At 65.8% G+C, this 17,848-nt stretch carries 20 protein-coding genes and 1 pseudogene; 14 read left to right on the top strand and 7 right to left on the bottom strand.

All coding sequences use genetic code 11. The features are described 5' to 3' along the window. Positions 1 to 17: 17 nt before the first annotated feature. Positions 18 to 653, top strand: a complete 636-nt coding sequence (locus ACEPA4_RS10600; protein ID WP_065186419.1) for a hypothetical protein — start codon at positions 18 to 20, stop codon at positions 651 to 653. Here ACEPA4_RS10600 and ACEPA4_RS10595 read toward each other — a convergent pair. From ACEPA4_RS10595 to msuE, 3 genes are read right to left on the bottom strand one after another with little or no spacing between them, the layout of a single operon-like run. Then, positions 610 to 1,644: a methionine synthase gene (locus ACEPA4_RS10595; RefSeq protein ID WP_065177783.1), complete on the bottom strand. Its 1,035-nt coding sequence runs from the start codon at positions 1,642 to 1,644 to the stop codon at positions 610 to 612. The genes ACEPA4_RS10600 and ACEPA4_RS10595 overlap by 44 nt on opposite strands. 39 nt (positions 1,645 to 1,683) lie before the next feature. After that, positions 1,684 to 2,661: a DUF1852 domain-containing protein gene (locus ACEPA4_RS10590; protein ID WP_262090664.1), complete on the bottom strand. Its 978-nt coding sequence runs from the start codon at positions 2,659 to 2,661 to the stop codon at positions 1,684 to 1,686. A 55-nt stretch (positions 2,662 to 2,716) separates the two neighbouring features. Then, on the bottom strand, positions 2,717 to 3,310 hold the full coding sequence (gene msuE / locus ACEPA4_RS10585) for an FMN reductase (protein WP_065177785.1): 594 nt from the start codon (positions 3,308 to 3,310) through the stop codon (positions 2,717 to 2,719). 75 nt (positions 3,311 to 3,385) lie between these two features. On the opposite strand from msuE, the gene ACEPA4_RS10580 reads away from it, so the two are divergent. The 6 genes and pseudogenes from ACEPA4_RS10580 to ACEPA4_RS10555 all read left to right on the top strand — a co-directional run. Next, a complete protein-coding gene (locus ACEPA4_RS10580; protein WP_005416621.1) occupies positions 3,386 to 4,300 on the top strand; it encodes a LysR family transcriptional regulator in 915 nt (304 codons plus the stop codon). Then, entirely contained in the window at positions 4,300 to 5,184 is an 885-nt protein-coding gene (locus ACEPA4_RS10575; RefSeq protein ID WP_065177787.1) for a methylenetetrahydrofolate reductase, read from the top strand. The genes ACEPA4_RS10580 and ACEPA4_RS10575 overlap by 1 nt, the downstream gene beginning before the upstream one ends. 88 nt (positions 5,185 to 5,272) lie before the next feature. Then, complete coding sequence (locus ACEPA4_RS10570; protein ID WP_262090663.1) at positions 5,273 to 5,800, top strand: DUF6622 family protein; 528 nt, start codon at positions 5,273 to 5,275, stop codon at positions 5,798 to 5,800. A gap of 108 nt (positions 5,801 to 5,908) precedes the next feature. After that, entirely contained in the window at positions 5,909 to 6,286 is a 378-nt protein-coding gene (locus ACEPA4_RS10565) for a hypothetical protein (RefSeq protein ID WP_262090662.1), read from the top strand. 113 nt (positions 6,287 to 6,399) lie between these two features. Further along, positions 6,400 to 6,870, top strand: coding sequence for a hypothetical protein (locus tag ACEPA4_RS10560; RefSeq protein WP_262090660.1), 471 nt, complete (start codon positions 6,400 to 6,402; stop codon positions 6,868 to 6,870). A 44-nt stretch (positions 6,871 to 6,914) separates the two neighbouring features. Beyond that, positions 6,915 to 7,121 (top strand): annotated as a pseudogene (locus ACEPA4_RS10555) (hypothetical protein); the annotation flags it as partial. Positions 7,122 to 7,160: 39 nt separating this feature from the next. On the opposite strand, the gene ACEPA4_RS10550 reads toward ACEPA4_RS10555, so the two are convergent. Further along, positions 7,161 to 7,361: a hypothetical protein gene (locus tag ACEPA4_RS10550; RefSeq protein WP_239502781.1), complete on the bottom strand. Its 201-nt coding sequence runs from the start codon at positions 7,359 to 7,361 to the stop codon at positions 7,161 to 7,163. Positions 7,362 to 7,430: 69 nt separating this feature from the next. After that, positions 7,431 to 8,333, bottom strand: a complete 903-nt coding sequence (locus ACEPA4_RS10545; RefSeq protein ID WP_053496567.1) for a LysR family transcriptional regulator — start codon at positions 8,331 to 8,333, stop codon at positions 7,431 to 7,433. Between the two features lie 109 nt (positions 8,334 to 8,442). Here ACEPA4_RS10545 and ACEPA4_RS10540 point away from each other — a divergent pair, with 109 nt between their 5' ends. The 5 genes from ACEPA4_RS10540 to ACEPA4_RS10520 all read left to right on the top strand — a co-directional run bounded on the left by ACEPA4_RS10540 (position 8,443) and on the right by ACEPA4_RS10520 (position 13,872). Continuing rightward, positions 8,443 to 9,564, top strand: a complete 1,122-nt coding sequence (locus ACEPA4_RS10540; RefSeq protein ID WP_095377567.1) for a 4-oxalomesaconate tautomerase — start codon at positions 8,443 to 8,445, stop codon at positions 9,562 to 9,564. Positions 9,565 to 9,639: 75 nt separating this feature from the next. Beyond that, a complete protein-coding gene (locus ACEPA4_RS10535; RefSeq protein ID WP_134955791.1) occupies positions 9,640 to 10,698 on the top strand; it encodes an ABC transporter substrate-binding protein in 1,059 nt (352 codons plus the stop codon). Between the two features lie 14 nt (positions 10,699 to 10,712). Beyond that, positions 10,713 to 11,546, top strand: coding sequence for an ABC transporter ATP-binding protein (locus tag ACEPA4_RS10530; protein WP_053496569.1), 834 nt, complete (start codon positions 10,713 to 10,715; stop codon positions 11,544 to 11,546). Further along, the gene (locus ACEPA4_RS10525) at positions 11,530 to 12,306 is read left to right on the top strand and encodes an ABC transporter permease (RefSeq protein WP_005409726.1); all 777 of its coding nucleotides are present in this window, start codon (positions 11,530 to 11,532) and stop codon (positions 12,304 to 12,306) included. The genes ACEPA4_RS10530 and ACEPA4_RS10525 overlap by 17 nt, the downstream gene beginning before the upstream one ends. 132 nt (positions 12,307 to 12,438) lie before the next feature. Beyond that, positions 12,439 to 13,872: an OprO/OprP family phosphate-selective porin gene (locus ACEPA4_RS10520; RefSeq protein WP_262090657.1), complete on the top strand. Its 1,434-nt coding sequence runs from the start codon at positions 12,439 to 12,441 to the stop codon at positions 13,870 to 13,872. Positions 13,873 to 13,896: 24 nt separating this feature from the next. On the opposite strand, the gene ACEPA4_RS10515 is transcribed toward ACEPA4_RS10520, so the two are convergent. After that, positions 13,897 to 15,144 carry an arsenic transporter gene (locus ACEPA4_RS10515; RefSeq protein ID WP_065186459.1) on the bottom strand — a complete coding sequence of 416 codons (1,248 nt, stop codon included), beginning with the start codon at positions 15,142 to 15,144 and terminating at the stop codon, positions 13,897 to 13,899. Positions 15,145 to 15,442: 298 nt separating this feature from the next. Here ACEPA4_RS10515 and ACEPA4_RS10510 point away from each other — a divergent pair, with 298 nt between their 5' ends. Both ACEPA4_RS10510 and ACEPA4_RS10505 read left to right on the top strand, forming a co-directional pair. Then, on the top strand, positions 15,443 to 16,624 hold the full coding sequence (locus ACEPA4_RS10510) for a serine hydrolase (RefSeq protein ID WP_005416610.1): 1,182 nt from the start codon (positions 15,443 to 15,445) through the stop codon (positions 16,622 to 16,624). Positions 16,625 to 16,730: 106 nt separating this feature from the next. Further along, positions 16,731 to 16,943, top strand: coding sequence for a hypothetical protein (locus ACEPA4_RS10505; protein ID WP_005416609.1), 213 nt, complete (start codon positions 16,731 to 16,733; stop codon positions 16,941 to 16,943). A 95-nt stretch (positions 16,944 to 17,038) separates the two neighbouring features. On the opposite strand, the gene ACEPA4_RS10500 is transcribed toward ACEPA4_RS10505, so the two are convergent. Beyond that, positions 17,039 to 17,599, bottom strand: a complete 561-nt coding sequence (locus tag ACEPA4_RS10500; RefSeq protein WP_053496573.1) for a fasciclin domain-containing protein — start codon at positions 17,597 to 17,599, stop codon at positions 17,039 to 17,041. Positions 17,600 to 17,848 lie beyond the last annotated feature (249 nt).

Here is a 17,848-nt window from a genome sequence, read left to right as displayed (position 1 = left end):
GCGCGCCTTAACGATTCATGGTCAAGAACAAGCACACGGCGCGGATCTCAGCCGGTGCGACGGGCGCTCGTATCCTTCCCGGCATGAGTTCTCCCTTCGATCTTCCAGAGTTCATGACGGTCACCCGGCCCTCCGGCTGGGTGCAGAGCGGCGAGCGTTGGGACCTGTGGTGGAACGGGCGTTCCGTGGCCAACATCGTGCCGCATGCCGTGCTCGGGTTCCGGGTGTACCTGGACGCACGCAAGATGTCCCAGACCAAGGTGGTGGCCGCCACGAATGTGCGACAGGCCAGGCGCTACGCCGAGCGCTGGTGTGCCGCGCGGCTCTGCCCACAGCTGCGGCTGCGCGAGGCGGTGGCACGACTGGTGGACGTGGTGCCGGAAACAAGCGCTGCGCCGTCGCCCGCACTTTCGCGGGAACAACGGCAGCAGGCCCGCCGCCTGGCCGAGGCCGGGGCGGGTGAGGTGGTACGGATCAAACAGGCACTGGCGCCGCGACAGCCCGCGATGAAGACCCGGCCGGAGCTGCAGGGGCGAGGTGGAGCCTGGTCGATACCCGGGCAGGCTCGGTCAAGCCGGAATTCCAACGGCAATGCCTCCCCGGCCAGGCTTATGCCGAGAGTTCCTCGCGCACGATCCTCGCCCCCGCGCTGAGCGCGCGCAGCTTGCCCCTGGCCACATCGCGCGCCAGCGGCGCCATGCCGCAGTTGGTGCTCGGGTAGAGCTTGTCGGCGTCCACGAACTGCAGCGCCTTGCGCAGGGTGCTGGCTACTTCATCGGCGGTCTCCACCGTGCTGGAGGCCACGTCGATGGCACCCACCATCACTTTCTTGCCGCGCACCAGCTCGATCAGGTCGATCGGCACGTGGGAGTTGTGGCATTCCAGCGAGATGATGTCGAGGTTGGAGGCCTTCAGCTTCGGGAACGACTCCTCGTACTGGCGCCATTCCGAACCCAGCGTCTGCTTCCAGTCGGTGTTGGCCTTGATGCCGTAGCCGTAGCAAATGTGCACCGCCGTCTCGCACTTCAGCCCTTCGATCGCACGCTCCAGGGCGGCCACGCCCCAGTCGTTCACCTCGTCGAAGAACACATTGAAGGCCGGCTCATCGAACTGGATGATGTCAACGCCGGCGGCCTCCAGCTCCTTCGCTTCCTCGTTGAGGATCTTCGCGAACTCCCAGGCCAGCTTTTCGCGGCTCTTGTAGTGCGCGTCGTACAGCGTGTCGATCATCGTCATCGGGCCGGGCAGCGCCCACTTGATCGGCTGCGTGGTCTGGCGGCGCAGGAACTTCGCATCCTCGACGAATACCGGCCTGGGGCGGCTCACGGCGCCAACCACGGTCGGCACGCTGGCATCGTAGCGGTTGCGGATGCGCACGGTTTCGCGCTTCTCGAAGTCGACGCCGCTGAGATGCTCGATGAAGGTGGTGACGAAGTGCTGGCGGGTCTGCTCGCCGTCACTGACGATATCAATGCCGGCATGCTGCTGTTCCTGCAGGGACAGGCGCAGGGCGTCCTGCTTGCCCTCGATCAGGCCTTCGTCCTGCAGCTTCCAGGGTGACCAGAGCTTCTCGGGCTCTGCCAGCCAGGAGGGTTTGGGCAGGCTGCCTGCGGTGGAGGTGGGGAGCAGCGTCTTCGTCGGCATCGTGTGGTGTGTCCTGGGGGCGAATGGGAAATCGATGGATCAGCGGGCGGCCCACTGCTCAAGCACGGCGCGGTACGGCTTGATGAAGTGTTCTTCGGTGAACCGGCCCTGCTTGACCGCCAGCTGGCTGCGCTCTTCGCGGTCGTAGACGATGCGGGTGGAGGAGTAATCCTGGTGCTTCAGGCTGGGCTGGTAGACCTTGCCGGCCACGGAATTGGCGTTGTAGATCTCCGGGCGGTAGATCTTCTGGAAGGCCTCCATCGTGCTGATGGTGCCGATCAGCTCCAGGTTCGAGTAATCGCCCAGCAGGTCGCCCTGGAAGTAGAACGCCAGCGGTGCGACGCTGCCCGGCGGCATGAAATAGCGTACCCGCAGGCCCATCTTGTCGAAGTACTGGTCAGTGGGGGAGAACTCACCCTGGCGGTATTCCACGCCCAGGATCGGGTGATGGTTCTCGGTGCGGTGGTAGGTCCTGCTGCTGGAAACACTGATGCAGATCACCGGCCCCTTGCTGAAGTTGGCGCGGTAGGCGTCCGAGCGCAGGAAGTGCTGGAACAGCTTGCCGTGCAGGTCGCCAAAGCCCTCCGGAAGGCCGAAGGTGGCCTTGCCCTCGTTGCTGGCCGGCAGCACGACGCTGAAGTCGTAGTCGCGCACGTAGGACGAGAAGTTGTTGCCAACGATGCCTTCGGTGCGCGCGCCGGTCTGCGTGTCAACGATGGTCGGCCGCAGCACTTCGATCAACGGGAACGGATCGCTGCCGTCGGCGCCGTCGATGTGCATCTCCACCGAGATGATGTCCAGCTCGACCGCGTAGCGATCGGCGCTTGGGTTGTCCCAATGCGCCAGATCATTGAAGCGGTTGTTGATCATGCTGATCGTGTTGCGCAGGTTCTCCTGCCGGGATGCGCCGCGCGCCAGGTTGGCGAAGTTGGTGGTGATGCGCGTGCCTTCGGCCGGCTGGTAATCCTCGTTGAAGGGGATGCGCGTGATGCTGAAGGTGAAGGCGTCGTTCGTCATGGGCGGCGTTCCGTTTGCGGGGTGACATCCAGATGCAGGTCGGCGGCATCTGGCTTCAAAGGGCTTCGATGGCCTCGGCGGCGGCGACTGGCGCGCCGCGATGGGACAGCGCAAGCAGCGGCATTGCGCGCTGCACCGCCAGTCGTGCGCGCTGGATCAGCGCTTCGTTGTGCACGTGCCCCTCGGTGAAATCGCGGTCGGTGGCATACACGCCCAGGGGCAGGGTGCGGGCCTGGAAGAAGCTGAAGAGCGGCCGCAGCTGGTGATCGATCACCAGTGCATGGCGGTCACTGCCGCCGGTCGCGGCCAGCAGGATGGGGGTATCGACCAGCGCGTCCTGGTCGATGAAGTCGAAGAAGTGCTTGAACAGCCCTGTGTAGGAGCCGCGATAGACCGGCGTGCTCACCACGAGGACATCGGCCCGTTCGACGGCCACCAGCTGGCGCTCGACAACCTCCGGGAGCTGCGAACGCCACAGCGCACCGGCCAGCTGCGGCGCCAGTTCGCCGAGTTCGATCAGCTGCTGTTCGCTGCGCATGTTCTCGCCGATCAGGCCCAGCAGGTGCTCGGCGAGGGTGGCGGCCCGGGAGGGGCGCTGCAGTCCACCGGAAACGGCGACGATACGGAGGGGGCGTTGGGATGAAGGCATGACCCGATCCTAGTCATGCCTTTCCATGACGTAAAATGGTATTACTTCACCTATCCATGAGTGAGATTCATCTTAATGTTGGAGCGGATCCACCTCAGCATCGTGCAGCAGGTCGAGCAGCAGGGCTCGCTCACCGCTGCTGCCGGCGTGCTCAACCTGACCCAGTCGGCGCTCAGCCACAGCATGAAGAAGCTGGAGCAGCAGCTGGGTACCGATGTCTGGCTGCGCGAAGGCCGCAGCCTGCGGCTGACCCAGGCCGGGCAATATCTGCTGGCAGTCGCCAACCGGGTGCTGCCGCAGCTGGACCTGGCCGAGGAGCGCCTGCGCCAGTTTGCCCAGGGCGAGCGCGGCGCGCTGCGCATCGGCATGGAATGCCACCCCTGTTACCAGTGGCTGCTGAAGATCGTCTCGCCGTACCTGGCCGCGTGGCCGGACGTGGATGTGGACGTCAAGCAGAAGTTCCAGTTCGGCGGCATCGGCGCGCTGTTCGGCTACGAGATCGACCTGCTGGTCACGCCCGATCCACTGCTGAAGCCGGGCCTGAAGTTCATCCCGGTGTTCGACTACGAGCAGGTGCTGGTGGTGGCCAGCAACCACGCCCTGGCCAAGGTCGACCACGTAAAGCCGCGCCAGCTCAGCCAGGAAGTGCTGATCAGCTACCCGGTGCCGTTCGAGCGCCTGGACATCTACAACCAGTTCCTGCTGCCGGCCGGCATCACCCCGCGGCGCCACAAGGCCATTGAAACCACCGACATCATGATGCAGATGGTGGCCAGCGGCCGCGGCGTGGCTGCCATGCCGCGCTGGCTGGTGGAGGAGTACGCCACGCGCATGGACGTGGTGCCCGTACGGCTGGGCGCCAAGGGCATCCCCAAGCAGATCTACCTGGGCGCGCGCGAGGCCGATACCGGCATCGACTACCTGCAGGCCTTCATCGAACTGGCCCGCAACAGCTCGCCGCTTGCCGGCAATGTGGGCGGAGCACGTTGATGCCGGCAGGCCTGTCACTGCGGGCGGACGCCTTCATCAGCGCTTTTTCACTGGAAGTCAGCGCGAAGGCCATGCCCGCGCTGTGCGCCGAGGCGGATCGGATCCCGCGCGGTACGGTCATCTCCATTCCCTACCTGGCCAGCGAGGATGACGACACCCGCCTGGCCGCCGCGCACACGGTGCGCGCGCTCGGATTCGAACCGATGCCGCATCTCTCTGCCCGCCGCATCGGCTCGAACGCAGCGCTTGAGCGCTTCCTGGAGCGTGCCGCCGGCGAAGCCGGGGTCGCGCGTTGCCTGCTGGTCGCGGGTGACCTGGCCACACCTGCCGGACCGTTTGCCGACAGTGCTTCGATCATCCAGACCGGTGTTCTGGAGCAATGCGGCATCAAGGTCGTTGCTATCGGCGGGCACCCGGAAGGGCATCCGGCAATGCGCAGTGAAGAACGCTGGCAGGCGCTGGAGGGTAAATGCCAGGCCATCGAAGCACGTGGCATGGCCCCCTTGGTCGTCACCCAGTTCGCCTTCGATGCCGATACCGTGCTGACCTGGCTGGATGCACTGCGCACGCGTGGCATCGCGGTTCCGGTGCTGGTCGGTGTGCCGGGTCCAGCCAGCATCACCCGGCTGCTGCGATACGCCGCGATGTGCGGCGTAGGCGCCAGTGCATCGATGCTGGCCCGGTATGGCATCTCGATCGGCCGGCTGCTCGGCACGGCGGGGCCGGAGGTGTTCGTCGATCGACTGGTGAAGGGGCTGACCAGCGCCCATGGCCCGGTCAGCCCGCATTTCTTCCCGTTCGGCGGTGTTGCGCCGTCGCTGGAGTGGATGGCGCGGTACCGGCGGCGCATTTCCAGTGCCCGCAGCGTAATCCCCGAAGGCTGACAGCTGTCACTGGCTGCAACCCGGGCGGAAGCGAATAGTGAGCGCCAAGGCGAGGGCGCCTCGCCACCACTCACCAAGGGGACCGCTCATGAACATGCTCCAGCACCTCGCCTCGCAGACGCCAATCTGGGTGTGGCTGCTCCTGGCCTTCCTGATCACCCGTGGCATCGCCGCCATGAAGCCGGCCGAGACCTCGCTGCAGAAGCTTGCGATCGTACCCGCCTTGTTCGCCGTCTTGGGTGCGTGGTCGGTCAGTCATCGCTTCGGCGCTTCGCTGAGCGCCTGGAGCGAATGGCTGGCCGGCATCGCCACGGGCGCGACGCTTGCCTGGCTGCTGTTGAATCGATTGAAGCTGACGCTGGACCGCAGCACCGGCAAGCTCTGGCGCGGCGCGGACTTCAGCCTGCTGCCGCTGCTGCTGGCCACCTTCCTGGTGAAGTACGGCTTCGAAGTCGCATTTGCGGTGTCGCCGTCGCTGTCCGCCCATGTCGGCTTCAGTGCCGCCTACCTGCTGCTGACGGGCGGGTTCACTGGCATCTTCGTGGGCAAATACTGCCGGTACCTGGGCTCGCTGCGGATGGATGCGGCGGGCAAGGGGCTGGAAACCGCAGGCTGATTGTCCGAGGCGTGCCGGCTGCTGGCCCGCGTCGCCAGGCAGGGTTGTGCGGCGCTGGCGCAGGCGTCACGATGCCCGCCACTGGCCACCACCGGAAACGCTGACGTCATGAAGACCACATCCTGGTTCTGGATCAACGTGGTCAGTCACTTCAGCATTGTCGCCGCCCTGGCCTGGCTGCCCGCACGGTGGACGGGGCAACTTGTGGAGGCGCTGGCCGGGACGCAGCCGGCTATCGGTGATACCCGGTATTTGGCCTTCATCGGCGCCATGTTCGGCTTCTGCGTAACCGCGCTGATCCTGATGAGGGCGCTGACAGTCACTGGCGAACTGCTGGGTTTCTCCAGGCCCTATGCGCGGCGGCCGGAGTCCCGGAACGAAGCGCATGTCGTCCACCGGAAGGTGTTGCTGGTTGCATTCGCCACGCTCTCGTGGGTGGCCGTGGGATCGCTCGCGGGTATTGCGTCGATCTTCGTGGCTTCGTGACGAGGGCGTTCTGTAGGCGCGGCAACGCACGGAAGCTGCTGTCCACCGGCTGGGGCGGAAGGTTGCGAATCCGCAAAGTCCAAGGGTCAGACAGGTTAAATGAAGGCTCCAAGATGAAGATTCTGATCTCTTCCCTCATGTTCCTGGGCCTGGTGGTTGCGGCAGGAATCGTTTGGATAACGTATCCAACCTCTCTCGAATCTGAGCTCAGAACATTCCGCTCACTTCCACCAGAAGCATTCAAGATGCTTCGCGACGATGCGATCGCCTTCGCTCGGGCGAACGCATCGAAGGGCATTACCATCGAAGCAGGCCCCCCGCAATCGAGCGTGTTCGAACTTCGGTGCAGAGAGGTTCCATTACTCCTGGTCGAGAACGGGCATGACCTGCTCACCCTCGATATCTTTGGATACGCAGACCGACGTGCGCCAGGCATTGCCAAGCTTCAGGATCAGACGACATCGAGACTGATCCCGGAGGGTCAGCCCGGCAAGCCCGGCCCGATTTCTGGAGAGCCCTCGGGACTGGAGGCGCTCATCATGAAGCATCGAGACGGCATCGATGTCGCGCAGCAGTGCCATTGAATCCAGGGGCGATTGAAGTGCGCCAAACGCATTGATCTCCTGACTTCGAATCCGCCGCACCTTATGCACGCCGCCTGTTCGACCAGGTGGGCGTGCCCGACGTCGATGCCACAGATGGGCCGCCACCGGCGGTGGCTCTGCAGCAACAGCGCGGTGCCAGCAATGCGCGATCATCGGTGGGTAGCGTGACCACGCTGTCCAGCCTGGTGCGCATGATGTACTCGCGCGCAGGCGCCTACCCGGCCAACCAGTTCCACCAACATGGCCACTTCACGCGAAAGCGGCTGTCGCTAGAGAGCGGGTATCGTGATCCTCTGCAGATCAAGCTTGGCCCTGAGCGCATAGTGCTTGCGGGTGACCGGCACGGTGCAGGTCAGGCGGGGATCCAGGTAGTCCTTGAACAGCGGTGGCCGCCAAGCACCCAGATAGAACAGCCGATCCTGTTTGACCGCCGCGGGCAACGGCACGTCGGACAGGTCGCTGTCCGACACATCGGTGATCAGGCAGGGTGCATGGCGGAAGCCCAGCCTGCGCAGCAGCCCAGCCAGATGTCCAGCGCCTTAGACGGTCCCGCGCCACTGGCTCATCAGCATCTGCAGAAAGCGCTCCGCCGTGGGCGAGAGCAGGGCGCCCCGGCGACGGACGATCCCGATCGTGCGCGATACCACAGGATTGCCGATCGCGCGTGTCACCAGGGTGGGGTGATCCCCGTCCGGCGTGGCCATCTTCGGTAGCACCGACACGCCGATACCGGCCTCGACCATGCCCAGTGACGTCGACAGGTGCGTCACCTCGTAGTGCCAGCTCAACTTGAGGTTCTCGCGCGCCAGCGCGCCGTCCAGCAGCGTGCGGTTGCCGCTGGTGCGATGCACGGTGATCAGCTGGTGCTCGGCCAGATCAGCCCATTCCACCTTGCGCTTGCGGGCCAGCGGATGATCACGTCGGCAGGCGAGGACGAAGGGGTCCTCAGCCAGTACGTCGAAGTCGAGATTGGGATCGTTGGCGCCCATGAAGTTGATGCCGAACTCGACTTCGCCACGTTCCACTGCCTGCAGACCCTCCGTCGCCGGGATATCCAGGATGCGGAAGCGCACGTTGGGGTGCGCTTCGTGGAAACGCGCCATCACGCTGGGCAGGAAGTAGAACGCCGCCGTCGGCAGGCACGCGATGGTCACGGTGGCGCCGCGGGTGTCCTCCCGGCCGCGCAGTGAGAACAGCGAGCCATCGAATTCCTCCAGCATGCGGCGTACCAGCGGCAGCAGGTTCTCGCCGACAGCGGTGGTACTGACGCTGCGCGTGGTGCGCTCCAGCAGTGGCGAACCCACGGCCTGCTCCAGCTTCTGGATCCGCCGGCTGAGTGCTGGCTGGGAGACGTGCAGGATTTCCGCGGCGCGATGGAAGCTGCGGGTCTCCGAGACCAGCAGGAACGCACGCAGATCCAGGATTTCGCAATTGATGCTCAGTGGGTATCAATCATCCGAAAATCAGCAATTCACAGATCAATTGGGGTCATGCCAGTATCGAATCACAGAGGGGTCATTCATCCCCTATACGCATCAATCTAGCACACGTATGTCCAACGATCTGCTCAGCATTCCCTGCGTGCTCATGCGCGGCGGTACCTCCAAGGGCCCGTTCTTCCTTGCCAGCGACCTTCCGATGGACATCGCTGAACGCGATCGCCTGCTGCTGGAAGTGATGGGCTCGGGCCATCCGTTGCAGATCGACGGCATCGGCGGTGGCAACGCGCTGACCAGCAAGGTGGCGATCATCGACCGCTCCAGCCGTCCGGACGCCGATGTCGACTACCTGTTCGCCCAGGTACGGGTAGAGCAGCAGGTGGTGGATACCTCGCCGAACTGCGGCAACATGCTGGCGGCCGTAGGCCCGTATGCCATCGAGCGTGGGCTGGTGCAGGCGCAGGATCCGCAGACCGAGGTGCGCATCCACAACGTCAACACCGGCAAGCTGATCATCGCCACGGTGGAAACGCCGGGCGGCAATGTGGTCTACCGCGGTGATACGCGCATTGCCGGCGCGCCGGGCTCGGCCTCGCCGGTCAGGCTCTCCTTCCTTGATGCGGCAGGTGCCCGCACCGGCAAGCTGCTGCCCAGCGGGCACGCGCAGGAGACCATCGATGGCGTGCCGGTCAGCCTGGTGGACTGCGCGATGCCGATGATGCTGGTACGTGCCGAAGACCTGGGCGTGCGCGGCGATGCCCCGCCCGCCGAACTGAACGCGGACGCGGTATTCATGCGCCGGCTGGAAGCGCTGCGCATCGAGGCAGGCGCCCGCATGGGCATCGCCGACGCCGGCAACAAGGTCATTCCGAAGCCGGTGCTGCTGTCGGCGCCGCAACATGGGGGCGATCTGCAGGTGCGCTATTTCATGCCGCATCAATGCCACACCGCGCTGGCCATTACCGGCGCGGTTGGCCTGGCCACCGCCGCCGTTACGCCGGGCACGCTGGCCCACACTTTGGTCGGATGCCTGTCCGTTCCCGGCAGCATTACCCTCGAACATCCGGGCGGGGCCCTGGAGGTGGGCCTCAGTCGCAGCTCGCAGGATGCGCCGGTCGTTGCCAGCGTCGTGCGCACCGCACGCCGCCTGTTCGAGGGCCGCGTGTTTGCCACCACGCCAGCACTTGCCGTGGCCGGTTCCACCCAAGCCCGCCAATGGACGTCAGCGGCATGATCTGAACCCGGACGGGCCGGCGCAGGTGCGCATGCCCGCCATTACAACGTAGATGCTTCACTCCTGGGAGGGATGATGTACAAGCAGTTCTTGATGGCCGCGCTGTGCGCGGCTGGTCTGGCCGCGGCCGGATGCAGCAACAGCGGGCGCACCGAAGGCGCATCCGCCGGCGGTGGTGACAATGCACCGGTACGCATCAGCGTCGGCTCCTACAACCTCAACAACCTGCCGTTCTTCATCGCCGACGCCAAGGGGTACTTCAAGGACGTCGGCCTGCAGGTGAAGACCGAGAACTTCGCCCAGGGCGGCTCCAAGGTATTGCAGGCGCTGGTGGCCAATTCCACCGACGTGGCCGTCGGCTTCTACGACCACACCATCCAGATGCAGGCCAAGGGCAAGGATGTGGTGGCCTTCGTGCTGCTCTCGCGCAACTCCGGCCTGGTGATGGCCGGCCGCGAGGATGCCACCTTCGATCCGGCCCGCCCGGAGACCATCAAGGGCCAGAAGGTCGGCATTACCGCACCGGGCTCATCGTCGGATTTCTTCGTCCGTCACTTCCTCGCCCAGCACGATATTCCGGCTGACAGCATCTCGTTGATCGGCGTCGGCTCGGGCGCCGCAGCGGTAGCCGCGCTGGAGCAGGGCAAGATCGACCTGCTGGTCAACTACGATCCTGCCGCCACCCTGATCACCGAACGCAAGGTCGGCAGGATCCTCCTCGACGCGCGCAGCGACGACGGCGCCCGCCAGGTCTATGGCGGCCTCTATCCAACCTCGGTGATGTACGCCAACCAGAGCTTCCTGGACAAGCGCCCCGAAGCGGCCGAGAAGATCGCCCGCGCCGAGCAGATGGCGTTGAAGTTCATCGCCGACAACAGTGCTGAAGACATCGTTGCGGCGCTGCCGGACAGCTACGTTTCTGGCGACCGCGCCACCTATGCGCGCGCGGTGGAGAACGCCCGCGCGATCTTCACCCGCGACGGTCATTTCACGCCGGCTGATCTGGAAACGCCGTTGAAGGTGCTGCGCGAGTTCAATACGGATGTGTCCAAGGCCAACATCGATCTGTCCCGCACCTACACCAATGCTTTCGTCGAGCGTGCCAACGCTGCGGCGCCGGCTGCCCAACCGTAAGCGGAGGTAACCCCATGGCCCTCAATGCCACCGTGCGCCACCTCAATGGCGCACCGCAGCTCGAGCCTGCACAGACCATGGTCGCGCTCAACAAGGTGACCATGTCCTTCGGCGAATTCACCGCCGTTCGTGATGTCGACATCCAGGTAGGTGACGGCGAGTTCCTTGCCATCGTTGGGCCAACCGGCTGCGGCAAGAGCACCATCCTCAATTCCGTGGCGGGCCTGCTGAAGCCGTCGTCCGGCCAGGTCAGCATCGACGGCCGTGCGGTCAGCGGCGTCCAGGAGTCGGTGGGCTACCTGTTCCAGCAGGACGCGCTGCTGCCGTGGAAGACCGCATACCAGAACGTTGAGCTCGGCCTGCGTTTCCGTGGCGTGCCCGAAGCCGAACGCAAGGCCAAGGCCAACGCGTGGCTGGCCAAGGTCGGCCTGGCCGGTTTCGAGCATCGCTACCCCCACCAGCTGTCCGGTGGCCAGCGCAAGCGCGTGCAGATGGCGCAGGCGTTGATCGTCGAGCCGAAGGTGATCCTGATGGATGAGCCGTTCTCGGCGCTGGACATCCACACCCGGCACCTGATGCAGAACGAGCTGCTGCGCCTGTGGCAGGAGGACCGGCGCTCGGTGATCCTGATCACCCACGATCTGGAAGAAGCGATCGCCCTGGGCGACCGCGTGGTGGTGCTGTCCTCCGGCCCGGCCAGCCGTGTCGTGCGCAGTTTCGACGTGGATCTGGAACGGCCGCGGAACGTGGCCGAAATCAAGCTGGATGACCGTTTCACCGACCTGTACCGCGACATCTGGGCCTGCCTGCGCGGCGAAGTGGAGAAGAGCTATGCACGCCAAGACTGACAAGTTCATCCAACTGGCCCTGGTTGTGGCCGTGTTCGGCGGCTGGGAGGGCGGCATCGCGCTGGGCGTGATCGATCCGTTCTTCTTCCCATCGCCAACGGCGATCGTGCAGCAGGCCTGGACCTGGCTGTCCGATACCTCGTTCTACCAGCACGTCTACATCACGCTGACCGAAACCGCGCTGGGCTACATCATCGGCACCGGCCTCGGCGTGGCCGGCGGTGTCTGGCTGGGCCTGAGCCGCCGCTCGGCGCGCATCCTCGATCCCTTCATCAAAGGCTTCAACGCAATTCCGCGCGTGGTGCTGGCCCCGATTTTCGTGTTGTGGCTGGGGCTGGGCCTGTGGTCGAAGGTGGCGCTGGCGGTCACCCTGGTGTTCTTCACCACGTTCTTCAATGCCATGCAGGGCGTACGCGAGGTGAATCCGGTGGTGCTGGCCAATGCCCGCATCCTGGGCGCAAGCCGCAGCGACCTGCTACGCCATGTCTACTTCCCGGCAGCGGCCAGCTGGATCCTGTCCTCGCTGCGCACCTCGGTGGGCTTCGCCGTGGTCGGCGCGATCATCGGTGAGTACCTCGGCGCCTCGGCGGGCCTGGGCTACCTGATCGCGCAGGCAGAAGGCAACTTCAACGCCGTCGGTGTGTTCGCCGGCATCATCATCCTGGCCGCCTTCGTGCTGGTCATCGACGCGCTGCTGGACGTGGTCGAGAACAAGCTGATCACCTGGCGTCCCAACGCCCAGGCCCAGGCCACCAGCTGACCGGGCCGGGCTGAGCCCGCCTGCCGCGCCGCCGGGCCGATCCGGCGGCGCGCGCTTCCTCCCCCGATCTTCCCCCGCACCACCGCAACAGGCCAGCGCCGGGCCAGGGGGCCGGCTGGCCGGAGAGAGTCCATGAACCATTCCACCGTGCTGCCGCTGGCAGCGCTGTCGGTCGCGCTCGGCCTGCTGTTGGCCAGTGGCCATGCTGGCGCCCAGGCTGTTTCGTCCCCACCCGCACCACTGAGCCAGGCCGAACTCTCACGCCTGGTGCAGCAGCAGGCGCTGCAGATCCAGCAGTTGGAGGCGCGCCTGCGTGCCGTGGAGGGCGGGCACAGCACCGCCGGTGCTGTGCCCGCAACGCAGGGCCCCGCGCTGGACACCCGCGTCGCCGCACTGGAATCCAGCCAGGCCAAGGCGCCCAAGGTCACCTGGTCCAAGGGCGCACCGGAGTTCAGCAGTGCCGATGGCAGCGTGGCGTTCCGTCCGCGCGGGCGCCTGTTCGTCGACGCGTCCAGCACAGACGGATCGTCAGTGAGTGACCGCAACATATCCGGTACCGAGATCCGCTCGGTGCGGCTGGGCGCCGAAGGCCGCTATGGCATCCTCGGCTGGGCGGTGGAAGGTGACTTCGCCGACAACGCGGTGGCGTGGAAGTCGGTCTACGCCACCGTGGACCACCGCCTGTTCGGGCTGCCGGCCGACCTGACCGTGGGCAACCGCCTCAACGACCGGGGTATCGACGGCTCCAGCAGCACTTCCAACACGCCGTTCCAGGACCGCAACGTGGTCGGCACGCTGATGCTGCCGCAGCGCGGCCTGTTCGGTGTCGGCCTGACCGAGCGCGTGTACGGCAAGAACTGGTATGCCAGCCTGTCGGTGGCCGGCAACGATCTCAACAACGCCGGCACCGACAACGACAGCCAGACCTGGGCCACGCGCGTGCATTGGAACCCGGTGGCCAATGATACGGTCACGGTGCACCTGGGGGCCTGGGCCTTCCACGAGGAGATCGCCGCAGGCGCCAGCGGCGTCGTCCGCAGTTCGGCCATCGCCGGGCACTTCAACGACCTGGTCAAGATCGCGCCGGGCACACCGCTGGGCGCCGAGCGCAGCACGGCCTATGGCGCGGAACTGGCAGGCTTCTTCGGGCCGGCCTGGGCGACCGGCGAATGGGGTACGCGCAACCTGCGCGGGGCCGACGCCAGCGGGCGCTACGATCTGGACCACCAGGCCTGGGCGATTTCGGCTGGCTGGTTCCTGGCCGGTGCAAGGCCGGCCTATTCGGGCAAGGCCGGCACCTGGGGCCGGGTGAAAGTGGCCGATCCTGTCACCCGCGGCGGCGCCGGGGCATGGGAACTGAAAGGGCGCTACGAAGACGTGGACTATGCCGAGCTGCCCAGTGGCGGTACCGGCCACGCGTGGACGCTGGGTGCGAACTGGTATCTCAACGACTTCAGCCGCGTGATGTTCGAGGCGATCCGTTGGCAGACCCGCAACCGCAGCGGCACCGGCCAGGGCAGGGATGAAGGCACCACCTTCAACACCCGCCTGCAGGTGGCCTTCTAGAAGTGCATGCCGCACGCGCGCCGGTCAGAGCAGCAGCAGCGCTCCGATCAACGCCGGCGGCATCACCAGCGCGCCGACGCGCAGGAAGTCGAGCGCGCTGACATGCTCGCCCTCGCGACGCAGGGCCACCAGCCACAGCATCGTCGCCAGCGAACCGGTGACCGACAGGTTGGGCCCCAGATCCACGCCGACCAGCAATGCGGCACGGGTCTGCGCCGGCAGGTCGGCCATCTGCCCGAGCGAACCGGCGGCCAGGCCGACCGGCAGATTGTTGGCCACGTTGCTCAGCAGCGCAGCCGCGCCACCGGCCAGCCAGCTGGCCTGGCGTGGAGACGCCTGCGCCACGGCCTGCAGCGCGCTGGCCGCGCTCTGGATGACACCGGTCTGCGCCACCGCTTCCACCAGCACGAACAGTCCCGCCACCAGCGGCAGCACGCCCCAGGACACGTGTCGCAGCAGTGGCAGCGGGCTGCGCCTCTGGCGGATCGCCACCACGGCCACACTCAGCGTGCCCGCACAGAACGTGGTCAGGCCCAATGGCCCGTTCAAGGCGGACGTGACCAGCAACACGGTGCCGGTGAACAGCACGCCCAGTGCGCTCAGTCGGCCGCCGTCGGTCAACGGGCGATGCGCCGGCGCGGCAACCAGCGGCTGGGCGATCTCGCGCCGGTGCACCCAGCGCAGGACCAGATAGGTGGCACCGATCGCCGCCGCCGACGGCAGCGCGAACTGCGCCAGCCACTGCAGCAGCGGCGGCAGGTGCTGGCCGTACACCACCAGGTTGGCCGGATTGGAAATGGGCAGCACGAAGCTGGCCGCATTGGCAATGAATGCACAGACGAACAGGTAGGGCAGGGGATTGGCGCGCGCCGCCTTGCAGGCAGCGTAGACCGCCGGCGTCAGCACTACGGCCGTTGCATCGTTGGACAGGAACACCGTCACCAGCGTGCCGACCAGGAACACCAGGTCGAACAGGCGTCGCCCGGATCCGCCCGCATGCCGCACCGCGTACAACGCGACCCAATCGAACAGGCCTTCGCGCCGCGCCAGTTCGGCCAGCATCATCATGCCGACCAGGAACAGGTAGACGTCGCGGCCTTCGGCCACCGCACCCCATGCGGTATGCAGCGACACCGCGCCCAGCAACGGCAACAGGGCGGCAGCGCCCAACGCCCACACATATTCGGGGATGCGCAAAGGACGGAACAGCAGACCGAGGGTGGCAACGGCGACCGCTGCCCAGATCACGAGGGGGGCTTGGGGGGCGAGCATGGAGTGGGGCTTCAGCGGCACTTGCAGCGACCCCGGCGCAGGTGGGGCCTGGCGCGCGCGATCAGCGGATGGGCGGCCGCTGCAAATCATCGCAGGTTCCGGGTCGCCGCATCATACCGTGCGGCGCGGCTTGGCGACCGCTGCCGTCGACCGCGTTGCAGGTGGGCCGGGGGGCGGCGCCCAGCCCACGTTCAGCACTCAAGCGCGCCATGACTTCAGGCACTGCAGCGTGACTACACATGTAGTCAATCTACGCACACACCCATTGGACGAGATTGCGATGCCAAGATCCTGCTGGTTGTCCTGCGCCCTGGCCCTGGTGTTCGGCATCGCCGGGCCCAGCCAAGCGGCGACACGTGCCGATGCCCTTGCCGCGATTGAGCGCAATGCACGCGCCGCGCATTCCGATGCGGTCCTGGTGATGCATGAGCGGGAGACGCTGCTTGAGCTGAAGCCCGCCGCCGGGCAGGAATCCGTTCACCTGATGTCGGCCACCAAGTCGGTCGTCGCGCTGGCCATTGCATTGCTGCTGGACGAAGGAAAGCTGGCTTCGATCGATACGCCGGTCAGCCGGATCTATCCCGAATGGAAGCAGGGCAGGAAGAGCGCCATTACCGTGCGCATGCTGCTGGACCATACCTCGGGCCTGCAGAACGTGGCGAACGCGGGCGAAGAGCTGGAAGGGGCCCCGGACCTGGTCAAGCTGGCACTGGCTGCCGAGCTGAGCGATGACCCGGGCAACGTGTTCTCCTACAACAACAAGGCTACCAACCTGCTGCCCGGCATTGTCGAGCGCCTGGCAGGCGAGCCTGTGGACGCGTATCTGGACGCGCGGCTGTTCAAGCCCCTGGGCATTGCCCACTACACCTGGATGAAGGATGAGGCAGGCACCCCGCTGGGCATGGCCGGGCTGTCCCTGCGCGCGGCCGATCTTGCCGCCATCGGGCAACTGTTGCTGGACGGAGGCGTGGCACCGGATGGCAGGCGTCTCCTGAGTGAGCAGTCGGTCGCGTTGATGACGACCGAAAGCGCCCGTGCGCCAGATGTTGGGCTGCTGTGGTGGCGGATACCGGCCTGGGAACGGTACCAGCTCAAGCCCCGGCTACGGGATCTGCTGGTGAAAAGGGGCGTGGATGACGACGTACAGCGCGCACTGCAGGCCAGCGCAGGGCGAGTATTCGAAAGCCGCAGCGCACTGGTCGCCTTCCTCGCCAATCAGCTGGGCGCGGACTGGTCCCAGCGCTACGGCAGCCAGATCTCCGCGCGCGGCCTGAAGCTCGCCGATCTCTACGACATCTCACGGGGACCGGTCGTCGGCTTTGCCGCCAACGGCTACCTGGGCCAATACCTGATGATCGTCCCGGAACAGCGCGTGGTCGCCGTGCGTCTGGTTCACCGGCGCGAGACCCACAGCGCTCCACAGGACGACTATCCCTCCTTCTTCGCCGATGTCCTGCAGTTGGCGCGGACACTGCAATAGGCCCTGTCGTCATCATGTCCACGCGCTCTGAACATCCTCCTGGAGCGTTCTTCACTGCCGTGCCGCTAAAAGTGGGATGACATCTTGGCCGCACACCTACTGAAGCATGTTTGATTATCAGGACTGGACCTTCCACGCCAATGGCCGCACGGTAGTGGCGCGGGTAGCGCTGGACGGCGACGGTGGCGGTACCATCAACCGCTACCAGCTGGTGCCGGGGCCGGCGCAGTCGGGGCTGAGCATCAAGGTCGCCTCCCAGGATGAGGCCGCGCAGAAACTGGAGGCCGAGGTGACCAAGCTGCTCGGGCCGGAGTGGTAGCCACGACGCCATCCGGGCAGGGATCCGCATGGTGACGTCGGGATGACCGGCCCGGGCAACGGGCATCGCGCCGGATGCCCGTTGCGTGAGGCCGCTTACTTGGGCATCAGCACGGTGTCGACCACGTGGATGACGCCGTTGGACTGGCCGACATCTGCAATGCTGATGCCTGCCTTTCCACCCTTTGCGTCGATGACCCAGAGCTTGCCATCGTGGAGCGCCACGGTGAGAGGCTCACCCTGCACGGTCTTCAGGGTGGCCTTGCCGCTGTGCTTGCGGGCATCGGCCAGAAGCTGGGCGGAACTGTAGTTGCCCGGGACGACGTGGTAGGTCAGGATCCGGGTCAGCTGTGCCTTGTTTTCAGGCTTCACCAGTGTCTCGACAGTGCCTGCAGGCAGCTTTTCGAAGGCCGCATTGGTGGGCGCGAAAACAGTGAAGGGCCCGGCGCCGTTGAGGGTGTCGACCAGGCCGGCTGCTTTGACCGCTGCAACCAGCGTGGTGTGATCCTTGGAATTGACGGCGTTCTCGACGATGGTCCTGGTGGGGTACATTTCTGCCCCGCCCACGATGACGGTGTTGGCGGCGAAAACCGAGGAGCCGGACGAAACGAGTACGGCGAAGCCAACTGCGGCGGCGATGCGCTGAAGAGCGTTCACGGTGCGTTCCTTTCTGGATGACCCGCAAGTGCGGGCATTTTTCCTACGTCGGGTGAGCGTGACCGGATGCAGCAACGGCCGAGTCATCAGCTGTTTGGCCCGCAGGCGGTTTTGCTGCGCTGCATGGTGACAACGGCGAACCGCGGTGATTACTCTCCGCTGCAACGCGATGGTAGCGCTACCAGTCGGACGGAGATCCAGGGTCCGGGAGGCTGCCTTCTTTGCCGCGTGTTTGTCCTGGCAGGCTTG

Origin of the sequence: Stenotrophomonas sp. P2112 (genome assembly GCF_041897515.1) — a bacterium.
Taxonomy (GTDB): Bacteria; Pseudomonadota; Gammaproteobacteria; order Xanthomonadales; family Xanthomonadaceae; genus Stenotrophomonas; species Stenotrophomonas sepilia.
This window is presented reverse-complemented; position numbering and strand designations above follow the sequence as displayed.

Bases quoted from the DNA above. Each gene is read 5' to 3' on its own strand.
- ACEPA4_RS10565 (WP_262090662.1), top strand. From the start codon at position 5,909: ATGAAGACCACATCCTGGTTCTGGATCAACGTGGTCAGTCACTTCAGC.
- ACEPA4_RS10590 (WP_262090664.1), bottom strand. From the start codon at position 2,661: ATGACGAACGACGCCTTCACCTTCAGCATCACGCGCATCCCCTTCAAC.
- ACEPA4_RS10535 (WP_134955791.1), top strand. From the start codon at position 9,640: ATGTACAAGCAGTTCTTGATGGCCGCGCTGTGCGCGGCTGGTCTGGCC.
- ACEPA4_RS10530 (WP_053496569.1), top strand. From the start codon at position 10,713: ATGGCCCTCAATGCCACCGTGCGCCACCTCAATGGCGCACCGCAGCTC.
- ACEPA4_RS10525 (WP_005409726.1), top strand. From the start codon at position 11,530: ATGCACGCCAAGACTGACAAGTTCATCCAACTGGCCCTGGTTGTGGCC.
- ACEPA4_RS10520 (WP_262090657.1), top strand. From the start codon at position 12,439: ATGAACCATTCCACCGTGCTGCCGCTGGCAGCGCTGTCGGTCGCGCTC.
- ACEPA4_RS10540 (WP_095377567.1), top strand. From the start codon at position 8,443: ATGTCCAACGATCTGCTCAGCATTCCCTGCGTGCTCATGCGCGGCGGT.
- ACEPA4_RS10505 (WP_005416609.1), top strand. From the start codon at position 16,731: ATGTTTGATTATCAGGACTGGACCTTCCACGCCAATGGCCGCACGGTA.
- ACEPA4_RS10600 (WP_065186419.1), top strand. From the start codon at position 18: ATGGTCAAGAACAAGCACACGGCGCGGATCTCAGCCGGTGCGACGGGC.
- ACEPA4_RS10560 (WP_262090660.1), top strand. From the start codon at position 6,400: ATGAAGATTCTGATCTCTTCCCTCATGTTCCTGGGCCTGGTGGTTGCG.
- msuE (WP_065177785.1), bottom strand. From the start codon at position 3,310: ATGCCTTCATCCCAACGCCCCCTCCGTATCGTCGCCGTTTCCGGTGGA.
- ACEPA4_RS10575 (WP_065177787.1), top strand. From the start codon at position 4,300: ATGCCGGCAGGCCTGTCACTGCGGGCGGACGCCTTCATCAGCGCTTTT.
- ACEPA4_RS10595 (WP_065177783.1), bottom strand. From the start codon at position 1,644: ATGCCGACGAAGACGCTGCTCCCCACCTCCACCGCAGGCAGCCTGCCC.
- ACEPA4_RS10515 (WP_065186459.1), bottom strand. From the start codon at position 15,144: ATGCTCGCCCCCCAAGCCCCCCTCGTGATCTGGGCAGCGGTCGCCGTT.
- ACEPA4_RS10580 (WP_005416621.1), top strand. From the start codon at position 3,386: ATGTTGGAGCGGATCCACCTCAGCATCGTGCAGCAGGTCGAGCAGCAG.
- ACEPA4_RS10570 (WP_262090663.1), top strand. From the start codon at position 5,273: ATGAACATGCTCCAGCACCTCGCCTCGCAGACGCCAATCTGGGTGTGG.